The 23,774-nt window shown below is 65.5% G+C and carries 18 protein-coding genes; 8 read left to right on the top strand and 10 right to left on the bottom strand.

The window, feature by feature from the left end; genetic code table 11:
- Positions 1-549: 549 nt before the first annotated feature.
- The 5 genes from BMY53_RS15620 to BMY53_RS15600 all read left to right on the top strand — a co-directional run bounded on the left by BMY53_RS15620 (position 550) and on the right by BMY53_RS15600 (position 7,374).
- Positions 550-1,557, top strand: a complete 1,008-nt coding sequence (locus BMY53_RS15620; protein WP_092947406.1) for a methionine ABC transporter ATP-binding protein — start codon at positions 550-552, stop codon at positions 1,555-1,557.
- Entirely contained in the window at positions 1,554-2,231 is a 678-nt protein-coding gene (locus tag BMY53_RS15615; protein ID WP_092947405.1) for a methionine ABC transporter permease, read from the top strand. Before BMY53_RS15620 ends, BMY53_RS15615 begins: the two co-directional genes overlap by 4 nt.
- 81 nt (positions 2,232-2,312) lie before the next feature.
- Positions 2,313-3,086, top strand: a complete 774-nt coding sequence (locus BMY53_RS15610; RefSeq protein ID WP_092947404.1) for a MetQ/NlpA family ABC transporter substrate-binding protein — start codon at positions 2,313-2,315, stop codon at positions 3,084-3,086.
- Positions 3,087-3,346: 260 nt separating this feature from the next.
- Positions 3,347-6,382: an MHYT domain-containing protein gene (locus tag BMY53_RS15605; protein ID WP_255370221.1), complete on the top strand. Its 3,036-nt coding sequence runs from the start codon at positions 3,347-3,349 to the stop codon at positions 6,380-6,382.
- A complete protein-coding gene (locus tag BMY53_RS15600) occupies positions 6,379-7,374 on the top strand; it encodes an HD-GYP domain-containing protein (protein ID WP_092947403.1) in 996 nt (331 codons plus the stop codon). Before BMY53_RS15605 ends, BMY53_RS15600 begins: the two co-directional genes overlap by 4 nt.
- Positions 7,375-7,432: 58 nt before the next feature.
- On the opposite strand, the gene BMY53_RS15595 is transcribed toward BMY53_RS15600, so the two are convergent.
- Positions 7,433-9,277, bottom strand: a complete 1,845-nt coding sequence (locus BMY53_RS15595; RefSeq protein WP_092947402.1) for a M2 family metallopeptidase — start codon at positions 9,275-9,277, stop codon at positions 7,433-7,435.
- A 271-nt stretch (positions 9,278-9,548) separates the two neighbouring features.
- Here BMY53_RS15595 and BMY53_RS15590 point away from each other — a divergent pair, with 271 nt between their 5' ends.
- A complete protein-coding gene (locus BMY53_RS15590; RefSeq protein ID WP_092947401.1) occupies positions 9,549-10,796 on the top strand; it encodes a nucleoside recognition domain-containing protein in 1,248 nt (415 codons plus the stop codon).
- A 34-nt stretch (positions 10,797-10,830) separates the two neighbouring features.
- Here BMY53_RS15590 and BMY53_RS15585 read toward each other — a convergent pair whose 3' ends face one another.
- The 3 genes from BMY53_RS15585 to BMY53_RS15575 form a co-directional block, all read right to left on the bottom strand.
- On the bottom strand, positions 10,831-11,169 hold the full coding sequence (locus BMY53_RS15585; protein WP_092947400.1) for a DMT family transporter: 339 nt from the start codon (positions 11,167-11,169) through the stop codon (positions 10,831-10,833).
- A gap of 94 nt (positions 11,170-11,263) precedes the next feature.
- On the bottom strand, positions 11,264-12,904 hold the full coding sequence (locus BMY53_RS15580; RefSeq protein ID WP_143074091.1) for a GGDEF domain-containing protein: 1,641 nt from the start codon (positions 12,902-12,904) through the stop codon (positions 11,264-11,266).
- A complete protein-coding gene (locus BMY53_RS15575) occupies positions 12,905-13,849 on the bottom strand; it encodes a LysR family transcriptional regulator (RefSeq protein ID WP_404947879.1) in 945 nt (314 codons plus the stop codon).
- A gap of 101 nt (positions 13,850-13,950) precedes the next feature.
- Between BMY53_RS15575 and BMY53_RS15570 the strand changes: the two genes are divergently transcribed.
- Positions 13,951-14,736 (top strand): SDR family NAD(P)-dependent oxidoreductase, encoded by a 786-nt coding sequence (locus BMY53_RS15570; RefSeq protein ID WP_092947398.1) that lies wholly within the window; start codon positions 13,951-13,953, stop codon positions 14,734-14,736.
- A gap of 318 nt (positions 14,737-15,054) precedes the next feature.
- Positions 15,055-16,404: an MFS transporter gene (locus BMY53_RS15565; RefSeq protein ID WP_092947397.1), complete on the top strand. Its 1,350-nt coding sequence runs from the start codon at positions 15,055-15,057 to the stop codon at positions 16,402-16,404.
- A gap of 91 nt (positions 16,405-16,495) precedes the next feature.
- Here BMY53_RS15565 and BMY53_RS15560 read toward each other — a convergent pair whose 3' ends face one another.
- The 6 genes from BMY53_RS15560 to BMY53_RS15535 all read right to left on the bottom strand — a co-directional run bounded on the left by BMY53_RS15560 (position 16,496) and on the right by BMY53_RS15535 (position 23,481).
- Entirely contained in the window at positions 16,496-17,338 is an 843-nt protein-coding gene (locus BMY53_RS15560; RefSeq protein WP_092947396.1) for a DUF707 domain-containing protein, read from the bottom strand.
- A 283-nt stretch (positions 17,339-17,621) separates the two neighbouring features.
- Positions 17,622-18,344, bottom strand: coding sequence for an ABC transporter ATP-binding protein (locus BMY53_RS15555; protein ID WP_092947395.1), 723 nt, complete (start codon positions 18,342-18,344; stop codon positions 17,622-17,624).
- 49 nt (positions 18,345-18,393) lie between these two features.
- Positions 18,394-20,316, bottom strand: a complete 1,923-nt coding sequence (locus BMY53_RS15550; RefSeq protein ID WP_092947394.1) for a branched-chain amino acid ABC transporter ATP-binding protein/permease — start codon at positions 20,314-20,316, stop codon at positions 18,394-18,396.
- Positions 20,313-21,191, bottom strand: coding sequence for a branched-chain amino acid ABC transporter permease (locus BMY53_RS15545; RefSeq protein ID WP_092947393.1), 879 nt, complete (start codon positions 21,189-21,191; stop codon positions 20,313-20,315). The genes BMY53_RS15550 and BMY53_RS15545 overlap by 4 nt, the downstream gene beginning before the upstream one ends.
- 104 nt (positions 21,192-21,295) lie before the next feature.
- Positions 21,296-22,504 carry an ABC transporter substrate-binding protein gene (locus tag BMY53_RS15540; protein WP_404947881.1) on the bottom strand — a complete coding sequence of 403 codons (1,209 nt, stop codon included), beginning with the start codon at positions 22,502-22,504 and terminating at the stop codon, positions 21,296-21,298.
- A gap of 776 nt (positions 22,505-23,280) precedes the next feature.
- Complete coding sequence (locus BMY53_RS15535) at positions 23,281-23,481, bottom strand: DUF4926 domain-containing protein (RefSeq protein ID WP_092947392.1); 201 nt, start codon at positions 23,479-23,481, stop codon at positions 23,281-23,283.
- Positions 23,482-23,774: the final 293 nt, after the last annotated feature.

Here is a 23,774-nt window from a genome sequence, read left to right as displayed (position 1 = left end):
TACTTCCCCTTCTCGTCCAACAACGCGACGTCGAGCTTGGCCTTGCTCACGTCCACCCCCACCATCGAAGTCATGACCAACCTCCTCAATGAGCGCGCCTATTCGACATGCGCATCCTGATACGCGAGGTCGCCGCCGGGCAAACACCGGCGGCGCCCCAAGACACCGTCCGAGCTACAGCGTCGAATCCGACCAACGTGCCCCACTCTTAACTTCGGGATAGAACCCAGGAAGGTATCCAGGGTCACGTGGCGGGCTCCCATCAGCGCGAAGGAAGCAGGAGGGAAAGTATCAGGAAGGAATGGCCCGCGGAGCGGGACAGGAGGGACATGAAGCAAAAGGCACCCGGATCGGCGCCTTCCGGCGTGGGGCACTCTGAAGGGTCGTTCTTTTAGCGCCGCCGCCCCCCGATCCCAGAGAGAAGCCCCCCAGGAATTCATATTCGGAATTTGCTCGATACCCCCATCATTCATATGCATATGAACAATGAGTTGTTGCCAAATCCCGGGTAATCCCTAAGGATCGCAGGTTTTCTGTTCCGGCCTGTCTGTGATCCAACTCGAACAGCTTCACAAATCGTATACGGTCGATGGCCGCCAGATTGCCGCCCTGAAGGGTGTGGACCTTCATGTCCAGCCGGGCGAGGTGTTCGGCGTCATTGGTGCGTCGGGCGCAGGCAAGAGCACCTTGCTGCGTGTCATCAACCTGCTGGAGCGTCCGGACAGCGGCCGGGTGGTGGTGGCTGGCCAGGACCTGCAATCGCTCGATGGTGCGGGGTTGCGCGCCGCCCGCCAGCGCATCGCCATGATTTTCCAGCACTTCAATCTGCTGGGTTCCCGCACCGTCGCACAGAACGTCGGCTGGCCCATGCGCATTGCCGGTTGGGACAGCCCCCGCATGGCTGCCCGCGTTAACGCCCTGCTCGCCCGCGTTGGCCTCACCGAGCATGCCAACAAGTATCCGGCCCAGCTGTCGGGCGGCCAGAAGCAGCGTGTCGGCATTGCCCGCGCGCTCGCGCTGGAGCCGCAGGTCCTGCTCTGCGACGAAGCCACCAGCGCCCTCGACCCCGAAACCACCCGCTCCATTTTGGATCTTCTGGCCGAGCTCAACGACGAGCTCAAGCTCAGCATTGTTCTCATCACCCATGAGATGGACGTCGTCCGCCGCATCTGCGACGGCGTGGCGGTGCTCGACGATGGTCGCATCGTCGAAGAAGGCCCAGTGTCGCAAGTCTTCCTGCACCCCCGCTCCCCCACCGCCCGGCGCTTCGTGCAGGCGGCCGAACAGGTGGACGAGGGCACCCAGCGGGACGATTTTGCCCACGTCCAGGGCCAGGTGTGGCGCCTCACCTTCCTCGGCGACCGAACCTACGAGCCCTTGCTGGGCGAGGTCGCCCGCCACGCCAAGCTGGACTTCGGCATTCTTGCCGGCCGCATCGACCGCATCAAGCGCGTGCCCTACGGCCAGCTCACCATTGCCATCTCGGCCGGAGACCTGGCCGCTGCCCGGCAACTCCTGGCGACCCGTGGTGTCCAGGTCGAGGAGCTGCGCGCATGAGCAACGGTTTCATTCAAGTGCTCAGCACCATCGACTGGTCCGAGATTGTGCTGGCCGGTGGCGACACGCTACTGATGCTCGGCGGCTCGCTGCTTTTCACCACGCTGCTGGGCCTGCCGCTGGGCATCGCCCTGTTCCTGCTAGACCGGGGCCAGCTGCTCGCCTCTCCGCGCCTGTACGGCCTGCTCTCGCTGGTGGTCAACATTTTGCGTTCGCTGCCCTTTGTGATCCTGCTGATCGTGCTCATCCCGTTCACGCTGCTCATCACCGGCACCTCGCTGGGCGTGGCGGGTGCCATCCCGCCGCTGGTCGTGGGCGCCACGCCCTTCCTGGCCCGCCTGGTGGAAACCGCGCTGCGCGGTGTGGACCGCGGCATCGTGGAAGCCGGCCTCTCCATGGGCGCCACCACCCGCCAGATCGTCTGGCAGGGGCTGCTGCCCGAGGCCCTGCCTGGCATCGTCTCCGCCCTCACCGTCACGGCCATCACGCTGGTGTCCTACACCGCCATGTCCGGGGTGATCGGTGGTGGCGGCCTGGGCGACCTGGCCATCCGTTTTGGCTACCAGCGCTTCCAGACCGAAGTGATGGTGGTCACCGTGGTGTTGTTGTTGGTTCTGGTCCAGGCCCTGCAGATGCTGGGCGACTGGCTCGTCAAGCGGGTCTCGCACCACTAAGGGACCTCTGCAGAGGTTCTCTAAGCCTTCGGGAGGCTTGGTGTGCATGACCCTGGTGTTTATGAAAAGAGGAGTTTGAACATGAAGAAGATCGTTGTCGCCGCTCTGGCGACCCTGGCCCTGGGCTCCGCACTGGCGGAAAAGCTCACCGTTGCTGCGACCGCGGTGCCGCATGCCGAGATCCTCAACCTCATCAAGCCCGAGCTGGCCAAGCAAGGCGTGGAACTTGAGGTCAAGGTCTTCACCGACTATGTCCAGCCCAACATCCAGGTCAGCGAAAAGCGCCTGGACGCCAACTTCTTCCAGCACAAGCCCTACCTGAACGAATTCAACAAGGGCAAGGGCACCTCGCTCGTGCCGGTGGTGGCCGTGCATGTGGAGCCCTTTGGCGCCTACTCTCTCAAGCACAAGACGCTGGCCGAGCTGCCCAAGGGCGGCACCGTCGCCCTGCCCAACGACCCCACCAATGGCGGCCGTGCCTTGCTGCTGCTGGACAAGGCCGGCGTGATCCACCTGAAAGACAAGACCAACATCCTGTCCACCACCAAGGACATCACCGACAACCCCAAGGGCCTGAAATTCCGTGAGATCGAAGCCGCCACCCTGCCGCGCATCCTGCCGCAGGTGGACCTGGCATTGATCAACACCAACTACGCCCTGGAAGCCAAGCTGAACCCCACCAAGGATGCCCTGGCCATCGAAGGCGGCGATTCGCCCTATGCCAACTGGCTGGTGACCCGCGCGGACAACCAGAACGCCCCGGCGGTGAAGAAGTTGGCAGCTGCCTTGCAGAGCGAGCAGGTCAAGCGCTTCATCCAGGCCCAGTACAAGGGCGCGGTGGTGCCGGCGTTCTGAACGCCAGCGGGGCGCTGCCCCGGCGCGGGATCCCTCCGCAAAGCCTGCCGCGCGTCAACGCCGGCAGGCTTTTTTCATGGCCACAAGCATGTGCACAGCGCCCTGGCTGGCACCGCTACCGTCCATCCTTCACAGGGTGCCCCCGCACGTGGGGGGCTCAGTCGCGCCCGTCAGGGTTAACGCGGATTTTTTCCGCGCAGCGCAGGCCGGCAGGCCTCACCATCACGCGTCTTCCACGCGGCCCTGATGCCTCCCCCTACGTGTCCGATCTCGCGTCGCTGCTGCCGAAGTTCTTCCTGATCCGGGACGGAGCCCCCACGCTCCTGCTCACGGGCCACTATTCCCTCTCCCTGGTGCTGCTGTCGGTGCTGGTGGCCTCGCTCACCTCGGCACTGGCACTGCAGGTGGCCGGCATCGCCCGCCGGAGCACGGGCTGGCATCGGCAGGCGGTGGTCCTCACCGGCGCCGTGGCCCTGGGCGGCGGCGTGTGGTCCATGCATTTCATCGGCATGCTGGCCTTCCAGCTCTGTGCCTCGGTGAACTTCCACGGCGGGTTGACCGCGCTGTCGATGGTGCCGGCGCTGGCCGCCTCCTGGGTGGCACTGGGCCTCATCTCGCGCGGCCGGTTGAGCCCACGCTCCTGTGTTCTGGGCGGGGTGCTGGTGGGGGCCGGCATCGGCGCCATGCACTACACCGGCATGGCCGCCATGGAGATGACGGCCGAGCTGCGCTACGACCCAGCCTGGTTTGCCGCCTCCATCGTCGTGGCCGTGCTGCTGGCCATGCTCGCGCTGTGGATCCGCTTCGGGCTCGAGCACCGCTGGCACCGCATCTGGGTGGTGACGCTGGGCGGCCTGGTGATGGGCTGCGCCGTCACGGGCATGCACTACACCGCCATGGGCGCGGCACGTTTCATCGGCATAGCCGATGGCCCCTGCAACACGGGGCTGGAAAACAACGGTCTTCTGGCGCTGACCATCACGGTGGTCACCCTCACCATCAGTGCCATGACTGCCGGCGCCAACGGCCTGCTGGTGTTGCGCCGCCTCAACCGTGACCTGATCGCCGAGCGCCAGCGCCAAAGGGCCACCGACCTCGCCCTGCGCGAAAGCGAGACCCAGTTCCGCACGCTGATCGCCAACAGCCCGGGCGTGAGCTTCCGCTGCCGCATGGACAGCGACTGGAGCATGATGCTCATCAGCGACGCCGTGGAAACCTTGACGGGTTGGCCGGCGGAGGACTTCATTACTGGCCGCCAGCACCTGGGGGCCTTGATCCACCGGCATGACCGCCAGCGGGTGGACGAGATCGTGGCCGAGGCCTTGCGCCTGGACCAGCCCTACACCATGGAATACCGCCTGCACACGCTGGAGGGCGGCGAGCGCTGGGTGTCCGAGCGTGGCCGCGGCGTGCTGGGGGCCGATGGACAGGTGCAATGGATCGACGGCGTGATGCTGGACATCACCGAGCGCATGCACCTGCACCTGCAGCTGGAAGAAGCCAAGCATCGGGCAGAGGCAGCGGCGGACGCCAAGAGCGCCTTCCTGGCCAACATGAGCCACGAGATCCGCACCCCGATGAACGCCATTCTTGGCTTCACCGAGCTGCTGCTGGACACCACCCTCACCGAGGCCCAGCGCCGCCACCTCAGCACAGTGCGCAGCTCCGCCCGTTCCCTGCTGGCCCTGCTCAACGACATCCTGGACACCGCCAAGCTCGACAAGGGCGCCATGGACCTGGAGCAGGTCGATTTCTCGCTGCGCCAGGTCTGTGAGCAGGCCATGAACTCGCTGGGCCTGCTGGCCCAACGCAAGGGCCTGACCCTGCAACTGGACTATCCCCTCACGGCGGCCGACCACTTCAAGGGCGATGCACTGCGAGTGCAGCAGGTGCTGCTCAACCTCATCGGCAACGCCATCAAGTTCACCGAACGCGGCGTGGTGACGCTGAGCATGCGCCATGAACAGGGCGGCATCCACCTGCGGGTGATCGACACCGGCATCGGCATTGCACCCGACCGCGTCGAACGCATCTTCGATGCCTTTGCACAGGCCGACGCCTCCACCACCCGCCGCTTCGGGGGCACCGGGCTGGGCACCACCATCTCGCGCCAGCTGGTCGAACGCATGGGCGGCCGCATCACGGTGGAAAGCGTGGAGGGCGAAGGCAGCACCTTCCATGTTCATTTGCCGCTCCCCCTGGGCAACGCCGAGGCCGCGGCCCAGGACGACACCCGCACGCCATCCGCACTGCCGCCGCTGCGGCTGCTGGTGGCCGACGACGTGCCCCAGAACAGTGAACTGCTGCAGCTCATCCTGGGTCGCCACGGCCACCAGGTGCGCACCGTGGGCGATGGCATGGCCGCCGTCAAGGCGTTCTCCGAAGAGCGCTTCGACGCGGTGCTGATGGATGTGCACATGCCGGTGCTGGACGGCATGGGCGCCACCCGGCGCATCCGCAATTTCGAGCAGGCCCAGGGCCGTCAGCGCACGCCCATCGTGGCGCTCACGGCCAGCGTGCTGGAAGAAGATCGCCAGGCCGCGTTGGCCGCCGGCATGGACGGCTTTGCCGTGAAGCCGGTGGAACCGCAGCGTCTGTTTGCCGAGCTGGCCCGCGTGCTGGGCATCGCCCCCACCACGCCGGCCGCCCCGGCGCCGCCGCCCTCCATGGCCTCCACCTGGGCCGACCTGCACGGCGAGCCGACCCTGCCGATGGGTCTGGAAGTGACCGACCTGGACTGGGCGCATGGCCTGCACCTGTGGGGCAATGCGACAGCGTGGCACCGGGGTCTGCGCCGCTTTGCCGAAGATCAGCGCGAGGGCGTGACCCGCCTGCAGCAACTGCTGCGTCAACGGGAATGGCTGGACCTGCGGGCCTTGGTGCACCGATGGCGAGGCGCTGCCGGCAGCCTGGCCTTGCCGGTGTTGCTGGATGCCACGGTGGCGATGGAAGAGGCGCTCAAACAAGGCCACCAGGAGCAATTGGCGGCCCATGCCGACGATGTTTCCGTGGCGCTACAGCAGGCGGTGGAGGCCATCCATCGCCTGGCCGATTCAACGCCGACCGTACAAGCCGGGAGCGCCACAGTGACTTCGGACCGCCGCGTTACCGACGCGGCTGACCGGCTGGCCCGTGCCCTGCGCGGCAGCCAGCTGGATGACGATGCGCTGCAAGTCCTCTGCGACGCTTGGGGTGGCCCGCGTTGCGAGCCCCTGTCACGCGCCGTTGGTGACTTTGACTTCGACACCGCCCTGCGGGCACTGGATGCGCTCCGAGCGCAGCTCAACGCTTCATGACCACTGCCGATACCCGCCCCAAGCTGCTGCTGGTTGACGACGAACCCGCCAACCTTCAGGTGCTGCGCCACGCGCTGCAGGACGACTACCGCCTGCTTTTTGCAAGGGATGGCCACAAGGCCCTGGACCTGGCGCGCCAGGAACGGCCCCACCTGATCCTGCTGGACGTCATGATGCCGGAGCTCTCCGGCATGGACGTGTGCCGCACGCTGAAGGTGCAGAGCACCACCGCCGATATCCCGGTGATCTTCGTCACCGCGTTGGCGGACTCGGGCCACGAGACCGAAGGCTTTGAGGCAGGCGCGGTGGACTACATCACCAAGCCGCTGAGCCCGCCCGTGGTTCGGGCCCGGGTACGGACCCACCTCTCCCTGGTGCGTGCGCAGGAACTTCGGGACACGCGGCTGCAGATCGTGCAACGCCTGGGCCGTGCCGCCGAGTTCAAGGACAACGAGACCGGCTGGCACGTGGTGCGGATGAGCCATTTCTCGCAACTGCTGGCGCAGGCGGCCGGTTATTCCGATGCGGACGCCGAAGAGTTGCTGCACGCCGCGCCCATGCATGACGTGGGCAAGCTGGGCATCCCGGACGCGATCCTGCAGAAGCCGGGCAAGCTGGACGAGCAGGAGTGGGCGGTGATGCGCCGCCACCCGCAGATCGGGGCGGAGATCCTGGGTGACCACACCACCGGTCTGCTGGGGCTGGCGCGTCGCATCGCCTTGAGCCACCACGAGAAGTGGGATGGCAGCGGCTACCCCGAGGGCCTGGCCGGTGAGGCCATCCCCGAGGAGGCCCGCATTGTCGCGATTGCCGATGTATTCGACGCCCTCACGAGCGTTCGCCCCTACAAGCGCGCCTGGACCCCGGAAGCCGCCGTGGACCATCTGCGCGAGCAGTCCGGCAAGCACTTCGACCCACGGCTGGTGGAGCTGTTCATCAGCGTGCTGCCGAAGGTGCTGGAAGTCCGGGCGCGCTTCCAGGAGAGCGACTGAGTACTGGCTTGACCGGCGGGTCACCCGTCCTCATGCGGAGGGTTCCCGCGCATCAGCATCAACGCTTCAGCGTCGCGTCGCTCTTGGCCAGCGCTTCGTTCTGCTGATCCAGCCAGGCCTTCAGGGGCGCAAAGTACTCGATCAGCGCGCCGCCATCCAGCTGCGTTTCACCGGTCATCGCCTTGAGCGCTTCGGGCCACGGCTTGCTGGCACCCATGCTCAGCATGGCCTGGTACTTCTCGCCAGCCTTCTTGTTGCCGAAGATCGAGCAGCTGTGCAGCGGGCCGCTGTAGCCGGCTTCCCGGCACAGCGCACGCTGGAACTGGAACTGCAGCAGGTGGGCCACGAAGTAGCGCGCGTAGGCCACGTCCGCCGCCACGTGGAACTTGGCGCCGGCATCAAAACCATCCGCCTGCATCGGGACAGGACGCGAGATGCCCTGGTAGGTCTCGCTCAGCGACCACCACACCTTGTCGTAGTCTTGCGGCTTCACCTGACCCGCGTAGACCTGCCAGCGCCAGGCATCCACCTTGTACGCAAACGGCAGGAACGCCACCTTGCGCAACGCCTGCATCAGCAGGTTGTCGATGTCATCGCCCGGCTTGTCCGTTGCGGTCATCAGGCCCAGGCGGCTCAGGTAACTCGGCGTGATGGACAGCGCCACCGTGTCACCGATGGCCTCGTGGAAACCGTCGTTCGCGCCATTGCGGAACAGGTTCGGCTGGCCCCGGTAGGCCAGGTCGTAGTAGATGTGGCCCAGCTCGTGGTGGATGGTGATGAAGTCCTCCTCGGTCGGGCGGATGCACATCTTCACCCGCACGTCCTGCTGCTGGTCGATGTCCCAGGCCGAGGCGTGGCAGACCACTTCGCGGTCCTGCGGCTTGGTCAGCAGCGAACGCTCCCAGAACGAGTCCGGCAGCGTCTCCATGCCCAGCGAGGTGTAGAAGCCCTCAGCGTACTTGACCATTTCCTTGGCCGAGGTGCCGCGCTGCGCCAGCACCTGGCTCAGGTCGTAGTCCCCGGCCTTGGCTGCGGGCTTGACCAGCGGATAAATGTTCTCCCAGCTCTGGCTCCACATGTTGCCCAGCAGATGCGCCGGAATCGGGCCGGTGGCGGGCACCAGGTCCGGGCCGTAGGTCTGGCGCAGCTTGAAGCGCACATAGGTGTGCAGCGCGTCATACAGCGGGCGCACCTGCTGCCAGGTCCGTTCCATGTCCGCGGCAAAGGCGTCCGGCGTCATGTCGTAGCCGGAACGCCAGAGCGCGCCGGTGTCCGCGAACCCCATGGCACGTGAGCCCTTGTTGGAGAGCGCCACGTAGTTGATGTATTCCTGCTTATAGGCCTTGGACTGGGCATGCCAGCCGATCCACGCGTCCTTCAGCTGGGCCGGGTCACGGCTCTCGGCCATGATCTTTTCCAGCTCGTCCAGCGGCAGGCAGGTGCCCTGGGATCCGTCGGCCTTGTGCGGGCAGTACTTGGCCATGCCGTAGGCGCTGGTCAGGCCGGTGGCCAGGCGGGTGAAACGGGCACGCTCCTGATCGTCCGGGATCATCAGCGTCAGCTGCATCAGCTTGAGCTTGCGGGCCGTGTCCGCCGGCAGCTTCAGGCCGTTGTAGCGGCGGGCCGCCAGGGCCAGTTCACCGCTGGCGCGCAGCAGTTCCTCGTTGGCTTCGGCGGTGATCTGCTGCGTGTCGTCGGTGATGAAGTTCTCGGTCACCCACTCCGCACGTTGCGCCTTGATCTGCAGCGCTTCCAGGCGCGCTTCGGCGCCTTTGACAAAACGCTCGGCATCCTGGGCCGTCGGCGTGGTCTTGGCGAACGCCGTGGCGCCCAGGGTGCAGCAGCTCAGGACGGCGGCAGTGGCCACCCGCGACCAGCGGGCGGCAGGACTGGAAGATGTCATGGATTTCTCTCTCGTGTCAGACATCCTGCCGAGCGTCGCGTCGGGCGACATGGCAGGGCCGAATGTGCAAAAAGTGCCGGCACTATGCCGCAAACACCGCACCGCGCCCAGAAGTCAGCGCAGGCCGGTGCCCACAGGAGTACCCGCACGGGTGCCACAAGCCCTCGAAGCCGGTCCTGACTGTCTGGTTATGACCACCCTCGCCCCCGTCATGCTCGTCAACCCGAGGTTCGCGCAGTACCGGCCAGCGGGCCGGGAATAATCCGCCCCCATGGTGCTCAACTTCATCTGGATCGGCTTCTTCCTGGTCGGCTTTGCAGTGGCGCTGCTGCGGCTCATGCAAGGGGACCTGACGATCTTCACGCAGGTGCTCAACGGCATCTTCGACACCGCCAAGACCGGTTTCGACATCTCCCTGGGTCTGGTGGGCGTGATGAGCCTGTGGCTGGGCATCATGAAGATCGGCGAGAACGCCGGGGTCATCCAGCTCTTCGCCCGGGCGATGGGTCCCTTCTTCGCCCGCATCTTCCCGGACGTGCCACGTGGTCACCCGGCCGGTGGTTCCATGGTGATGAACTTCTCGGCCAACATGCTGGGGCTGGACAACGCCGCCACGCCGCTGGGCCTCAAGGCCATGCGCGAGCTGCAGGAGCTCAACCCGCAGAAGGACACCGCCAGCAACGCGATGATCATGTTCCTGGTGCTGAACACGGCCGGCATCACGCTCATCCCCACCTCGGTGATCGCCATCCGGCAGGCCATCGCGGTGGACCAGCACCTGGTGAACTTCAACGCGGCGGATATCTTCCTGCCCACGCTGGTCGGCACCTTCATTTCCTTCATGGCCGGCCTGGTGGCCGTGGCGGTCTACCAGCGCATCAACCTGTTCACCGCACCGGTGCTGGCACTGGTGCTGGGCTTCGTGGGCCTGATGGCCGGGATGTTCGGCTGGCTGCACCAGTACCCGCCCGACGTAATGGCCCAGATGATCGGGTTGCTGGGCAGCGTGGTGATCCTCAGCATCATCGTGATGTTCATCGCCGTGGGGGCGTGGCGGCGCATCAACGTCTACGAGAGCTTCGTGGAGGGCGCAAAGGAGGGCTTTGGCGTCGCGGTGCAGATCATTCCCTACCTGGTGGCCATCCTGGTGGCCATCTCGGTGTTCCGCACCACCGGCTGCATGGACTATGTGGTGCGCGGCATTGCAGCAGCGTTGGCAGCCATGGGGCTGCCCACCGATTTCGTTCCGGCGCTGCCCGTGGGGCTGATGAAGACGTTGTCGGGCAGCGGTGCACGCGGCCTGATGGTGGACGTGATGAAGACCTACGGCGTGGACAGCTTCCAGGGCAAGCTCGCCGCCATCATCCAGGGGTCCACCGAGACCACCTTCTATGTGCTGGCGGTCTACTTCGGCAGCGTCAACATCCGCAAGACACGCTATGCGCTGACCTGCGGGCTGATCGCCGACGTGGTGGGCCTGGTCGGCACCATCATCGTCGGGTACTGGTTCTTCAAGTAATAGGGAACGCGCGAGGAACGGGGGGCACGCGGGCTCAGTGCAACAGCTTGAGCCCGAGGATTCCGCCGACGATCAGCGCGATGCAGCCGATGCGTGCCAGCGTGGCGGGTTCGTGAAAGATGATCATCCCCAGGATCGCGGCGCCCACCGCACCAATGCCGGTCCACACCGCATAGGCCGTCCCGACGGGCAACTGCTTGAGTGACAGGCCCAGCAGCCAGAAACTGGCCCAGGCGGCCACCAGGGTGATGCCGCTGAGCAGCGGCTTGCTGAAGCCGTCAGACGCCTTCATGGTCATCGCCCACACGATCTCCAGCAGACCCGCCACGGCCAGCAGCCACCAGGCGGAGACGGAAGACAGGAATGCGGGCATGGAAAGATCCTTCGGCTGGAATGCAAAGCCGGGATCCTAAACGGCGGCAGCGGCGCCAGCGGCGACCACGACAGCGGCGGCCCTGCCCCTCACCTCAATCCGGCGTGTCGCCTTCGCCGTCCTCCAGCGCCTCCCCGGCATGCCGCGCCCGTTTGGCGGCATACATGGCCGCATCGCTGCGGGCCAGCCAGGTCTGCAGCGTGTCGCCGTCCTGGCGCTGGGCCGCGCCGATGCTGATGCTGACCGCCAGCCCTTCAGAGATGGCCGCCCAGTCGTGGTCCTTCACGGCGGCGGACAGCCGGCGGCAGGCCTGCGCGGCAATCTCCTCCGTGGCGCCGCGCAGCAGCAGCACGAATTCATCGCCGGCCAGTCGGGCGGCCATGTCCTGTTCGCGCACATGCTGGCGCATCAGGCGGGCGATCTGGGTCAGCACCTGATCACCGACCAGGTGCGAGTGCAGGTCGTTGACCTGCTTGAAGTGGTCCACGTCGATCAGTGCCACGCTCACCACACCGCCCGCCCGCAGCATCGCCTCGGCCTGCGCCTCGAAACTGCGCCGGTTGGCGAGGGCCGTGAGCGGGTCTTCCATGGAGAGCTTCTCCAGGCGCTGTGCCTGGTCCGCCAGTTGGGCGCGATCGCGTTCGCTGCGGCGGGCATCCAGTTGCCACTGCACAGCTTCGGCGCGGCTGTCCAGGCTGGCGATGCGCACCCGGGCTTCACGTTCCCGCAGCGCACGCATGCGTTGCAGGGCGCGCTGCGGCTGGCCCTGCTGTTCTTCGATCTGGCTGGCGATCAGTTCGCCCAGTTGGGCCAGCGGTTCGTGCTGGACCGCATCCGCCTGCATCACCAGTTGGGAAGCCGCCCGCCGTGCCTGCGGCCACAGGCGTCGGGACCAGGCCAGCTCGGCCTGCACCCAGGCCGCCAGCGCCGCCAGCCAATGGCGGTCACCGCCCGGCAGCAGGGCCAGGGCTTGCTGGAACTCGGGCTGCGCCAGGCCGGAGGCGCCCTTCCAGATCTGGGCCAGGGTTTGCATGAGGGTCCACCAGCATTGGGCTTCGCCCGCCAGTTCGCCGGTCACACCGCCCACGGCGCCATCCAGCACCTCGCCCAGCAGGTGCCGGGCGTTGATCAGATGCGCCTCCAGGGCGCCGAGTGCGGGCAACTGGCCGCGCTGTTCGCGCTCTCCTGCCAGCCGCAGCAATTCACCGGTGGCCAGCCACAGGCACGCGCCCAGTGGCGTCTGGCGCGGCTTGCAGGCGTTGGCGGCATCGGCCGCCTGGCGCAGCACATCATGCGCCGGCTCGAGGCTGCGTGCCCACACGTAGCAGGCACCCAGGTCCTGCAGCGCCACCACCAGCGCCACGCCGTCCCCGCGAGACTGGGCCAGCCGCAGGCCCAGCAGCGCTGCCTCGATGGCCTCTTCATGGTGGCCGGCGAGCGAAGCCGTGTGAGCGAGCACGGACAGGGCCCCGGCCTCACCGGCAGCATCGCCCAGCTGACGAAACAGCCGCGCCGCCAGTTCGCTGCGGGGGCGAGCGTCACGCGGGCGATGCAGCGCACGGTCACAACGCGCCAGGTGCAGCAGCGCCTGCGCCTGCTGCGCCTGATCACCCGCTTCCATGGCCAGAAGCAGCCATTCGTCGCCCGGCGCCTGCGCGGACAGGGCGTCACCGGCCTGCAGGGCGGCCTGGGCTTGCTGGGAAGAGGAATACAGGTCCAAGGGGGAACCAAACACTCAGCGCACCACTGCGCTGGCCCCAGAGGATAGCGGGATCAGCCGGGGTGCCATCAAGTCTGCCAGCCATTGCATGAAGACCTGCACGCGGCGCGGCAGTTGGCGGCGGTGCGGATACAGCAGATGCACCGGCATGGGCGCGGCGCGATGGTGGGGCAGCAGCTCGCGCAGGCGGCCGCTGCGCACCTCCCCATCATTGCCGCGGCGCGGCACCTGGACGATGCCCAGCCCGGCCAGGCAGGCGCCCATATAGGCCTCCGAGTTGTTGACCGTCAAGGCGCCCGCCATGGGCACGAAATGCTGGGCGCCGTCGTTGTCCTGCCACTCGAAGCCGGACGAGCGCTGGCCCAGCAGCGGGGTGTAATGAATCAGTTGATGGCGAGCCAGGTCGTCCAGGCTGGTGGGCTCGCCATGGGCCTCCAGGTAGGCGACGCTGGCCAGGTTCACCATGTCCAGGCCACCGAGCGGCCGTGCCACCAGGCTGGAATCGTTCAGGGGGCCGACCCGCAGCACGCAGTCAAACCCTTCGCGCACCACGTCCACGCGGCGGTCCGTGCTGCTCAGTTCCAGCTCCAGGCCGGGATGAGCCTCAAAGAACGCGGGCAACGCCGGTGTCACCAGGTCCCGGGCCAGCCGCAGCGGAATGTCCACACGCAGCCGCCCGCGCAGGCCGCTGGCAGCGGGCTGGAACATGGTCTGCATGTCGTTCAGGTCGGCCAGCAGGTCCAGACAGCGTTCCAGGCAGGCCTGACCGTCCTGCGTCAGTTGTACGCGGCGGGTGGTGCGGTGGAACAAGCGGGCCCCCAGAGCGGCCTCCAGCCGCTGCACGGCCGTAGAGACACTGGCCTTGGGCACGCCCAGGCTGAGCGCGGCCTGCGTGAAGCTGGAGAGTTCCGCCACCTTGACAAAGACCTGCAAGGTATCCAGGGAGGGGATGGCGATCATTTGTTCATTATGGATGAACAGTCAAATCACTTCGAGGCGATTTATCTCCATCGGATCGATCAATAAAGTTCAGCTCATCCCATCCCAACCAGGACATCACCATGAGCCAGAGCACTTCTTCCCCCGTTCAAGCCGCCCCCATCGCGCTGATCACCGGCGGCAGCCGCGGCCTGGGCCGCAACGCGGCACTGCACCTGGCGCAAAAGGGTTTCGACGTGATCATCACCTACCGCAGCAAGGCCGAAGAAGCCCAGGCGGTGGTGCAGCAGATCGAGGCCCAGGGCCGCCGCGCCGCCGCGCTGGCGCTGGATGTTGGCCAGGCCAGCAGCTTCCCGGCGTTTGTGGAGTCCCTCAAGGCGCTGCTGGCCAGCCACTGGCAGCGGGAGCGTTTTGATCACCTGGTGAACAACGCCGGCGTCGGCTTGCACCTGCCCCTGGCGCAGACCAGCGAAGCGCAGTTCGACGAGCTGATGAACATCCACCTCAAGGGCCCGTTCTTCCTGACCCAGGCGCTGGTGCCGCTGATCAATGACGGCGGCAGCATCCTGAACACCTCCTCCGGCCTGACCCGCTTCGCCGTCCCCGGCTATGGCGCCTACGCCACCATGAAGGGCGGCGTGGAGGTGCTGAGCCGCTACCTGGCCAAGGAACTGGGGGCGCGCGGCATCCGCGTCAACACCCTGGCTCCTGGCGCCATCGAAACCGACTTCAACGGCGGCGCGCTGCGCAGCAATCCGGACCTGAACCGCTTTGTGTCCAGCGTCACCGCGCTGGGCCGGGCGGGCCTGCCGGATGACATCGGTCCGGTGGTCGCCTCGCTGCTGTCCAACGACAGCCGCTGGATCACCGCGCAACGCATCGAAGTCAGCGGCGGCATGTTCGTCTGAGACAAGAGCGCTAGTGCCACAGGGGTGTCAACCTGTGGCTATCACGAGGCCCTGCCGCGATCACCGTGCGGCAGGGCCTCGTTTTGATTGTTCGCAGCAACAGAGCCGCAACAGTCGGGCTCTTGCAGTCCCAACCTTGATCGATCCTGCCTCATTCATCGTCCGCGCCGATAGTCACTACGCGTCATCCCGATAACAAACTGTTATCACGCGGCCCTCCCCAACATCTTTTGGGGACCCAGGCCGATTCCTAGACTGCGCCGCATAAGAGCCCCATCGGGTGTGTGGGCTGACGAATGACTAAAACAGGAGACAACGGTGGCGAGCGACCGCAATATTGACGTGAAGGCCTTCATTGATGAGAGGCCGATTTCTTCCTACCAGTGGCTGCTGGTGGCCCTGTGTTTCCTGGTGGTGACGGCCGACGGCATTGACGTGGCCATCATGGGCTTTGTGGCGCCGGCCATCATCCAGGAATGGGCGATCTCCCGCCCGGCGTTTGGCCTGGTGATGAGTGCTGCGCCGATCGGGTTGGTCATTGGTGCCCTGGTGGCGGGCCCTTCGGCGGACCGCTTCGGTCGCAAGCTGGTGCTGATCGCTTCCGTGTTCCTCTTTGGCATCTTCACCATCCTGACGGCCTACACGACCACGCCGACCGAGATGGCCTTGTTGCGCCTGCTGTCCGGCGTGGGCCTGGGTGCGGCGATGCCCAACACCACGACCTTGCTCTCCGAGTACGCACCGACCCGCAAGCGCTCGCTGTTGATCACCGTGATGTTCACGGGCTTCAACCTGGGCTCTGCGCTGGTGGGGTTTGCTGCGGCTGCGCTGATCCCGACGCATGGATGGCGCTCGGTGCTGCTGCTGGGTGGCGCCTTGCCGCTGGTGCTGGTGCCTGTGCTGCTGTGGCTGCTGCCGGAATCGGCTCGGCTGCTGACGGTGCAGGGCAAGCCGAAGGAACGTATTGCCGCGCTGCTGAACCGCGTGTGCGGGGCGGGTTTCACCGGCGGTGAGAACTTTGTGTCGACGGAACCGCCGCTGGCCACACGCACGCCGATTGGTGCGCTGTTCTCGCAGGGGTTCGCCAAGGTCACCTTGGCCTTGTGGGTGACGTACTTCATGGGCCTGCTGGTGATCTATCTGCTGACCGGTTGGCTGCCCACCCTGATGAAGGACGCCGGCATGCCGATCGCGACGGCGGCCAACGTCACGGCGATGTTCCAGATCGGCGGCACCATCGGCGCCATCATCGTGGGCTGGATCATGGACCGTGCACGACCGGCGCGAGTGATTGGTGCGGCCTACCTGCTGGGTGGGGTGTGCGTGCTGGCGGTGGGTGAAGCGGGCGCGGTGTCGCCGATGCTGGCGCTGCTGGTGTTCTCTGCGGGCTTCTTCATGAGCGGCGCACAGACGGGGCTGAACGCGTTTGCACCGAGCTGCTACCCGACCGTGGCGCGTGCCACGGGTGTGAGCTGGATGCTGGGCATGGGCCGCTTCGGCAGCATCCTGGGCTCGGCCTTCGGCGGCGCGCTGCTGGGCATGGGCTGGGGGTTTGGCGGCATCCTGAGCATGCTGGCCGTGCCGGCGACGCTGGCAGCGATCGCGATCGTGACCACGCAGATGGGGAATCTGGCAGAGCGGCGGCAGCGGTTGGAGGCGGCGCATTGATGCGCGGTTGAAGCCCGAATGAAAAAGCCCCGCAGTGCGGGGCTTTTTTCTTGCGGGTAACAGGTTCACCGGTGAGCAAGCATCCCGCCGATCAAATCGAGTGATCCTCCAATTGCCGCAACCGCCGCCGCCACCGCCGGTGCGCATTCAACTGCCGCAGCCCCAGCTTCAACCGCGCCATCAACGACGGGCGGACTTCGGTGACCGCGCCAAAGAACTCGTACTTCGCCGAGAAGCGCGAGGCCTGGCGGCCATAACTGGCCAGCACACGGCGCTCGTCTTCACGCGGGTCGGCGCCCGGGTTGTTCTTGTAGAGGTCGCCGCCGCGAATCGGCCGGGTGTGATGCACCGGCGTCGCATCCAGCACGGCGATGCTGCGGCGGTCACTGTTGTTGATCAGGCCCGGCCACACGAAGTCCAGCCCCCAGCCGATGCGGCTGTGGTGGAAGGTCTCGCGGCACACCCGCATCGCCTCACGCGAGAACAAGGGCGCCATGACCTCCACAAAGCCCACATGGCGCAGCACGAACCCCGACTGCTGCAGCAGCGTGTCGAAGGTGTAGTACGAGTTACGCGTCAACGCCGGCTGCGCCAGTTGCAGGCGGTAGGCGTGGAACAGGTCGAACATGCGCGACAGCGTCTCGGTGTCCACCGCCAGATCATCATCCGGCAGCCAGATGGCGTCGTACCGCTCCACCAGTTCCGGATGCTCGTCCAGCAACTCCCCCAGGCAGGGCCACTTGGGGCCGCGGCGGGTTTCATAGAGGTCGCAGGTGGCCCGATGCTTGTCCGGTGTCTGCCCGTAGTAAGAGACCAGCAGGTCGAAATTACGGTCCGCCGAAGCGACCCACTGGGGATGCAGGGACTGGTCTCCAGCGCGCAGAATCACCAGATTCCGGCGCGGGCTCTCGGGAAGGGGCAGGGCTCGCGTCATGGCAGTCGATCGTGGGCGGCGAAGGCCGCCCGAAGATCTGCGATTGAATCGAGACGAGGTAAGCGCCCGTTGGCTGCGCGTTATCCATCTGCACACAACACGAATGAAGTGTGTCGTCACCGATGCATTGGCGCACCAGCCGCGTACAACATGTCAGGCTCGACGCAATCGCCTGCGCGAGTCCCTGGAAAGTTGCCAGGCATATCTCTCCTCCCCCATCGCTTCCGCAATATCCACAAGGCGGCTACGCAGGGTCGAGCAGCTCAAGGGCCCCCCTGATCCCTCAATGCCCACCGCCCAGATACGCCGCTTTCACGGCGGGGTCTGTGCGCAGTTTCTCTGCCGGCCCGTGCAGCGAAATTCGGCCGTTCTCCAGCACATAGCCGTAGTCCGCCACCGCCAGCGCCGCCGCCGCGAACTGTTCCACCAGCAGCATGGTCACGCCCTGCGACTTGAGCCGTTCGATGATGCGGAACACCTCCTCCACCAGGATGGGGGCCAGCCCCATGGAGGGCTCGTCCAGCAGCACCACCTCCGGATTCAGCATCGTGGCGCGCGCCATGGCCAGCATCTGCTGCTCGCCGCCGGACAAGGTGCCCGCCAGTTGCTGGCGGCGCTCCTTGAGTCGGGGAAACAGCTCCATGGCCCGTTCCAGGTCCGCCTCCACGTTGCCCTTGGGCCGTGCCCCCGTGTAGCGAGGAAATGCCCCCAGTCGTAGGTTGTCGGTGACCGTCATGGTGGCAAACACCCGCCGTCCTTCCGGTGAATGCGCCAGGCCCAGCCGGGCGATGTGATACGACTCCAGCCCATCGATGCGCTTGCCGTTGAGCGAGATCTCCCCCGCGCTGGGCGCGATCATCCCCGAGACCGCACGCATGGTGGTGGTCTTGCCCGCACCGTTGGAGCCAATGAGCGTCACGACCCGGCCCTTGGGCACTTCGATGGTGATGCCGTGCAGCACCTCCACCTTCCCGTAGCCGGCATGCAGTTGATCAATCTTCAACATGTCTGTTCCGTCCCGCGCTGTTGCCGGTGTTGTTGCGGTCGCCGCGCTGTCATGCCGCCTGGCCGCCGAGATACGCCTCGATCACCTTGGGATGTGCCTGCACCTCGGCCGGCTTGCCCTCGGCGATCTTCTGGCCGAAGTCCAGCACCGACACCGTGTCGCAGATGCCCATCACCACATCCATGTGATGCTCGATGAGGATGACCGTGATGCCGTGGTCCCGGATCTTGCCGATGATGCGCATCAGCTCCTTGATGTCCGGTGCGGTCAGGCCGGCTGCGGGCTCATCCAGCAACAGCAGTTGCGGGTCCAGCGCAAGCGCGCGGGCGATCTCCAGCAGACGCTGCTTGCCATACGGCAGGTTGCGCGCCTCTTCTGCAGCCAACGGCCCGAGCCCGACGAAGTCCAGCAGGCTCTGCGCGCGCGCCTGCGCACCCCTGTCCTCCTTGAGATAACGCGGCGTGTGCAACGCCACATTCAGCAGATGGCTGCGGAAGCTGTGATGCAGCCCCACCATCACGTTGTGCAACGCACTCATCTCACCAAAGAGCTGCACGTTCTGGAAGGTGCGTGCAATGCCGGAGAGCGCAATGTCCGCTGACGTACGCCCCACCAGGGACCGGCCGCCAAACGCCAGGCTGCCCGCCGTGGGCACATAGATGCCGGTGAGCACATTCATCATCGTGCTCTTGCCGGAGCCGTTGGGGCCGATCAGCCCATGGATGCTGCCGCGCCGGACCTGCAGGTCCACCTGGTTCAAGGCCTTGAGCCCGCCGAACTGCATCAGCACGCCCTTGGCATCCAGCAGCACCTCACCGCTGCCCGCTGCAGCGGTAGACACCGCCTCTGCCGACGCGGTAGTGGCAGGTGTGGGCTCACCCAGCGGCTTGGCCTTGATCCGCAGCGCCTGCCGCACAAAACCGACGATGCCATCCTGCAGGTAATAGACCACGAACAGCGTGATCAAGCCGAAGACGGACAGCCGCCAGTCGGTCATTGTCTCCAGCACGAAGGAGAGTCCCGCCAGCGCGATGCTGCCCACCACGGGAATCACCGCCTGCACCGGCGTGACCTTCTCGCGCTTCAGCGCACCTGCCGTCGCCACCGCCACCACGATGGCGAAGATCACCGACACCCAACGGAACAGCGAGAGGTCGTCCAGCAGCTTGGGCAGCAGCACGATGATGGCCGCGCCCAGCAAGGCGCCCGTCCGTGTCTTGCGGCCGCCCATGATGATGGCCAGCAGGAAGAGCACCGTCAGCTCGAAGTTGTAGGTGTTGGGCGAGATGTACTGCTCCGAGTAGGAATACAGCGCGCCCGCCAACCCGGCCAGACCGGCACTGATGACAAAGGCGTAGACCTTGTAGCGATAGACGGAGACGCCCATGCAGTCCGACGCCACCGGGCTGCCCCGCAGCGCTTCGAAGGCCCGCCCCAGATGCGAGCGAAGCACCCGGTGCACAAACACCAGCGCGGCCAGCAGCAGCACGGCCACCATCCAGTAGTACTCCGTTTCGTCGAGGAGGTGACCGAACAGCACCGGCTTGGTGAGCGTGATGCCCATGGGCCCGTTGGTCAGGAAATCCATTTCGTTGATCAGGATCTGGACGATGGTGCCGAAGGCCAGCGTCACCATGGCCAGATACGGTCCGGTCACCCGGAGCGCAGGCAGCGCCAGCACCGCGCCGAAGGCCGCGGTGATGACCACGGCGGCGGGCAGCGTCACCAACACCGGTGCATCGAGCTTCATGATGAGCGCGCCCGCCACATAGGCGCCGATGCCGAAGAGGCCAGCATGCCCCAGCGACACCTGGCCGGTGTAGCCCACCACGATGTCCAGGCCGAACAGCACGATCGCATAGATCATGATGGTCTCGACCAGGTGGATGTAATACGGGTTGCCCGACACCACCGGGAAGCCGAACAGCACAATCACGGCCACAAGGCCGGCGACAAGTTTCTTGGCGTTCATACTTTCTTGATCGCTGTCTTGCCGAAGAGGCCTGCCGGCTTGACCGCCAGCACGATGAGCAGGAGCACCAGGCCGGGAACGTCCTTGTAGCCGGTGGAGATGTAGAAGCCGGTGGTGGTCTCGGCAATGCCGAGGATGATGCCGCCGACGATGATGCCCATGCCCGAGGTCAGCCCACCGATGATGGCCACCGCAAAGGCCTTCAGGCCCAGCACCGCGCCCATGGTGGCACCGGTGAGCGTGAGCGGCGCAATGAGCACGCCCGCAAACGCGGCGGTCAGTGAGGACATGGCGTAGGAGAAGGTGATCACCAGCCCCGTGTTGATGCCCATGAGCTTGGCGGCATCACGGTCATTGAAGGTGGCCACCACGGCGCGCCCGTAGATGGAGCGCCGGTTGAAGATCTCCACCGCCAGCATCATCAGCACGGCGCCCACCACCACCAGGATTTCCATGGGCATCACATTGGCGCCCAGCAATTTCAGCGGGGACTCCGGCAACGGTGACGGGAAGCGAAGGTCGTCCCGACCCCAGATGTTTTCGGCGACGTTCTTGAAGATGATGCCCAGGGCGATGGTGGACATAATCCAGCCGAACTCGCTCTTGATCTTGATGGCGGGCCGCACGCCAATGCGCTCAACCACGGCGCCCTGCAGCGCGCCGAAGAGGCACACCAGCGGGACCATCAGCCAGTAGTTGAGGTTGAAGCGCGTCACCAGGGTCAGGCCCACGAGGGCGCCGAGCATCAGCGCCTCGCCCTGGCCGAAGTTGAGCGTGTCGGAGGTGGAGAAGGTCAGCTGGTAGCCGAAGGCAATGACCGCATAGATCATGCCGAGCGCGATGCCGCTGAACACCAGTTGAGTGAGGATCTGCATACCGGGTCCGGGACTGCTGACGCGACAGCGGGCGCCACGGGTGTGGGCGCACCACCGTCACGAGTGAACAACAAAACGGCCGCTTGCGGCGGCCGTACGGGGGATCACTTCTTCTGGCTCAGCGCGCCCTTGGCGTTGACGTCCTTGACGCGCACCTCGGAGGCTTTCTTGAAGTCCGCCTCGTAGGCATAAACCACACGCTGGCCCTTCACTTCGCCCAGCACCGGGATGTTGGCGGTGATGGCTTCATGGTCGGTCTTGGAGAAGGGCTTGTTGTAGGTGGTGACCACACCTTCCACGGGCGCCTTCAGGTCTTCCAGCGCGGCCTTCACCTTGGGGCCCTCGATACCACCTGCCTGCTTGATGGCGGCTGCCAGCAGGTAGATGGAGTCGTAGCCCTGGGCGGCGGACACGGGCGAGTCAATGCGGCTGTTCTTCGGGTTGAACGTCTTCAGGTAGGCCACGATGAAGGACTGGCGCTTCGGCGTGGTGGGCTCCTGGATGAAGGTCTGCGGCATGCGCGCGCCCTCGCCGCCGGGGCCGGCGTTGTCGATGTAATTGGCCATGGAGAGTGTCCAGCTGCCGATCATCGGCACCTTCCAGCCCAGCTTGGTCATGCCGTTGGCGATCTGGGCCAGCTCAGGGCCGATGCCGTAGGTGAGGATGGCCTCGGCGCCGGCTTCCTTGGCCTTGAGCAGCTGCGGGGTCATGTCCACATCCTTGATGTTGAACTTCTCCACCGCCACGGGCTTGATGCCCTTGAGGTCCAGCGCCTTCTCCAGATCCTGGCGGCCGAGCTGGCCGTAGTTGGTGGAGTCCGCGAGGATGGCCAGCTTCTTGAAACCGCGTTTGGTCACGGCCTCTTCCACGATCATCGGCGCCTGGATGCTGTCGTGCGCCGCGTTGCGGAAGACGTAGTTGTCTGGCTGATTGGCGAACTGCTGGGTGATCACCGAGCCAGTAGCCACGTTGTTCATGACCGGGATCTTGGCTTCCTGGTAGAAGCGCTGCGCGGCCAGGGCCACGCCGGTGTTGATGAAGCCGACCGTGGCCGCGACCTTCTCGCGGTTGATCAGCTCCTGGGCGATCTGCACGCCGCGTTCGTTCTTGGCTTCGTCATCCCGCTCAATGAGCTGGATCTGCCGGCCCAAGACCCCACCTGCGGCGTTGATTTCCTGCGCGGCGAGCCGCACCCCATCCCGCATGCTGACGCCCATGGAGGACGAGCCACCAGTGAAAGGACCTGACACCCCGATCTTGATCGGGTCCGCCGCCTGAGCACCCAGAGTGGTCAAGGCCAGGGGGATTGCCATGGGAATGGCAAACAGGGGCACACCCATCCAACGCGCGCTGAACTTCATGTCTTGTCTCCGTCTTTGGTCTAGTGAACATGAGCACCGAAGGCCGGGGTGTCGCGCCGTTGCGCACCGAACGAACGCGCGCGGCGTGGGGGAACGCCGGCCATCTGGACCGGATGGTGCATCAATCGCGGAGAAAAGCACACATGGGAATACGTGCTCGGAAACCCCGAGCGGGGGATTCAGCGTGGTGTCAGGGAGGAGGGAGTAGGGAGGGCGTCACCGGCAGCGAGCCGCGCCCTTTCGGTTCACAAACCCTCTCATGAATACCTAAGCGCGGCAGGCCATAGGTATGGATGGCGGCATCGCCGACTCAACCGGCGTGATGGGAGGCGGTGGAAGCGAATCCTTGGAACGAAGCGGAAAGCCGCGGGCCTCGCAAGCAGCTACGCATGCCCTGACTCGCTGAGCCGCCTCATCGTTGAGTTCCCCGCGAGGGACGAGGTAAACCACACCCATCCGAGTGGTCGGATTTTCGAGAATTAGCCCCGACCATTCACCGCAGCCTTGTAAGGCGACCAATAACACTGCCGTCAGCAACGTCATCGTGGATCTCATGTTCAGGCCTTTTTCGCTTGGAGGGATCTAGTTCTTGTCTTGCTTCACGAGGTTTACGCCGGGACTCGCGAGGTCCAACAGGTGACTTCGATTTCGCAAATCGCGTCATCACCGAGATACTTCATCCCCATTCGTTCGCGCAGAACAAGCCTCAGGGGTAGCGCGTCCCTCGGCTATCCACGGACAATAACAAACTGTTTAGGTCGAAGCACAACTTGCGCAATGGTTTCACCTTGATTGTTGCTGAACTCGACCTCGTACGCCTCTTCAGGCTCCGAGAACGCAGCAACAATCACGCCGAGCATCCCCGGGGTAACCAGATCATCCGGAGGTAGCGCCGTCAACTGCACCACATCATTGATTTTCGGCTTCATTGCCAATCTCACTTAACGAAAATCGTCGTTAGTTCGGGAGTATCAGAACCTACTTTGTAGATCCAGCCGCTTCGAACCAAGCCACTGCCTGCAGGGAATCCCTCCTGAGGCCTGCCGCGCCGTTTACGCGACGCTGCTGACGGCAGCTACAACCAATCGCACGGTCCTCGCGTCGTCCAGCTCAACAACCAACACCAGTTGCGCTGCATCGCCGCAATGGGTCTGGTGGGATCGCTTCTACTGGCTGGTCTACGCCACCAACTGAGCCTCTTGGCAGAGCGGCCGCTTGCAGA

The organism is Roseateles sp. YR242 (assembly GCF_900109745.1).
Classification (GTDB): Bacteria; Pseudomonadota; Gammaproteobacteria; order Burkholderiales; family Burkholderiaceae_C; genus Roseateles.
Note: the sequence above shows the minus strand (reverse complement) of the source record. Positions and strands in the feature narration are given on the sequence as shown.

Coding starts and splice junctions, on each gene's coding strand:
- BMY53_RS15575 (WP_404947879.1), bottom strand. CDS start 13,849: ATGATCGCCATCCCCTCCCTGGATACCTTGCAGGTCTTTGTCAAGGTG.
- BMY53_RS15600 (WP_092947403.1), top strand. CDS start 6,379: ATGACCACTGCCGATACCCGCCCCAAGCTGCTGCTGGTTGACGACGAA.
- BMY53_RS15545 (WP_092947393.1), bottom strand. CDS start 21,191: ATGCAGATCCTCACTCAACTGGTGTTCAGCGGCATCGCGCTCGGCATG.
- BMY53_RS15590 (WP_092947401.1), top strand. CDS start 9,549: ATGGTGCTCAACTTCATCTGGATCGGCTTCTTCCTGGTCGGCTTTGCA.
- BMY53_RS15610 (WP_092947404.1), top strand. CDS start 2,313: ATGAAGAAGATCGTTGTCGCCGCTCTGGCGACCCTGGCCCTGGGCTCC.
- BMY53_RS15595 (WP_092947402.1), bottom strand. CDS start 9,277: ATGACATCTTCCAGTCCTGCCGCCCGCTGGTCGCGGGTGGCCACTGCC.
- BMY53_RS15550 (WP_092947394.1), bottom strand. CDS start 20,316: ATGAACGCCAAGAAACTTGTCGCCGGCCTTGTGGCCGTGATTGTGCTG.
- BMY53_RS15560 (WP_092947396.1), bottom strand. CDS start 17,338: ATGACGCGAGCCCTGCCCCTTCCCGAGAGCCCGCGCCGGAATCTGGTG.
- BMY53_RS15570 (WP_092947398.1), top strand. CDS start 13,951: ATGAGCCAGAGCACTTCTTCCCCCGTTCAAGCCGCCCCCATCGCGCTG.
- BMY53_RS15585 (WP_092947400.1), bottom strand. CDS start 11,169: ATGCCCGCATTCCTGTCTTCCGTCTCCGCCTGGTGGCTGCTGGCCGTG.
- BMY53_RS15615 (WP_092947405.1), top strand. CDS start 1,554: ATGAGCAACGGTTTCATTCAAGTGCTCAGCACCATCGACTGGTCCGAG.
- BMY53_RS15540 (WP_404947881.1), bottom strand. CDS start 22,504: ATGGCAATCCCCCTGGCCTTGACCACTCTGGGTGCTCAGGCGGCGGAC.
- BMY53_RS15535 (WP_092947392.1), bottom strand. CDS start 23,481: ATGAAGCCGAAAATCAATGATGTGGTGCAGTTGACGGCGCTACCTCCG.
- BMY53_RS15555 (WP_092947395.1), bottom strand. CDS start 18,344: ATGTTGAAGATTGATCAACTGCATGCCGGCTACGGGAAGGTGGAGGTG.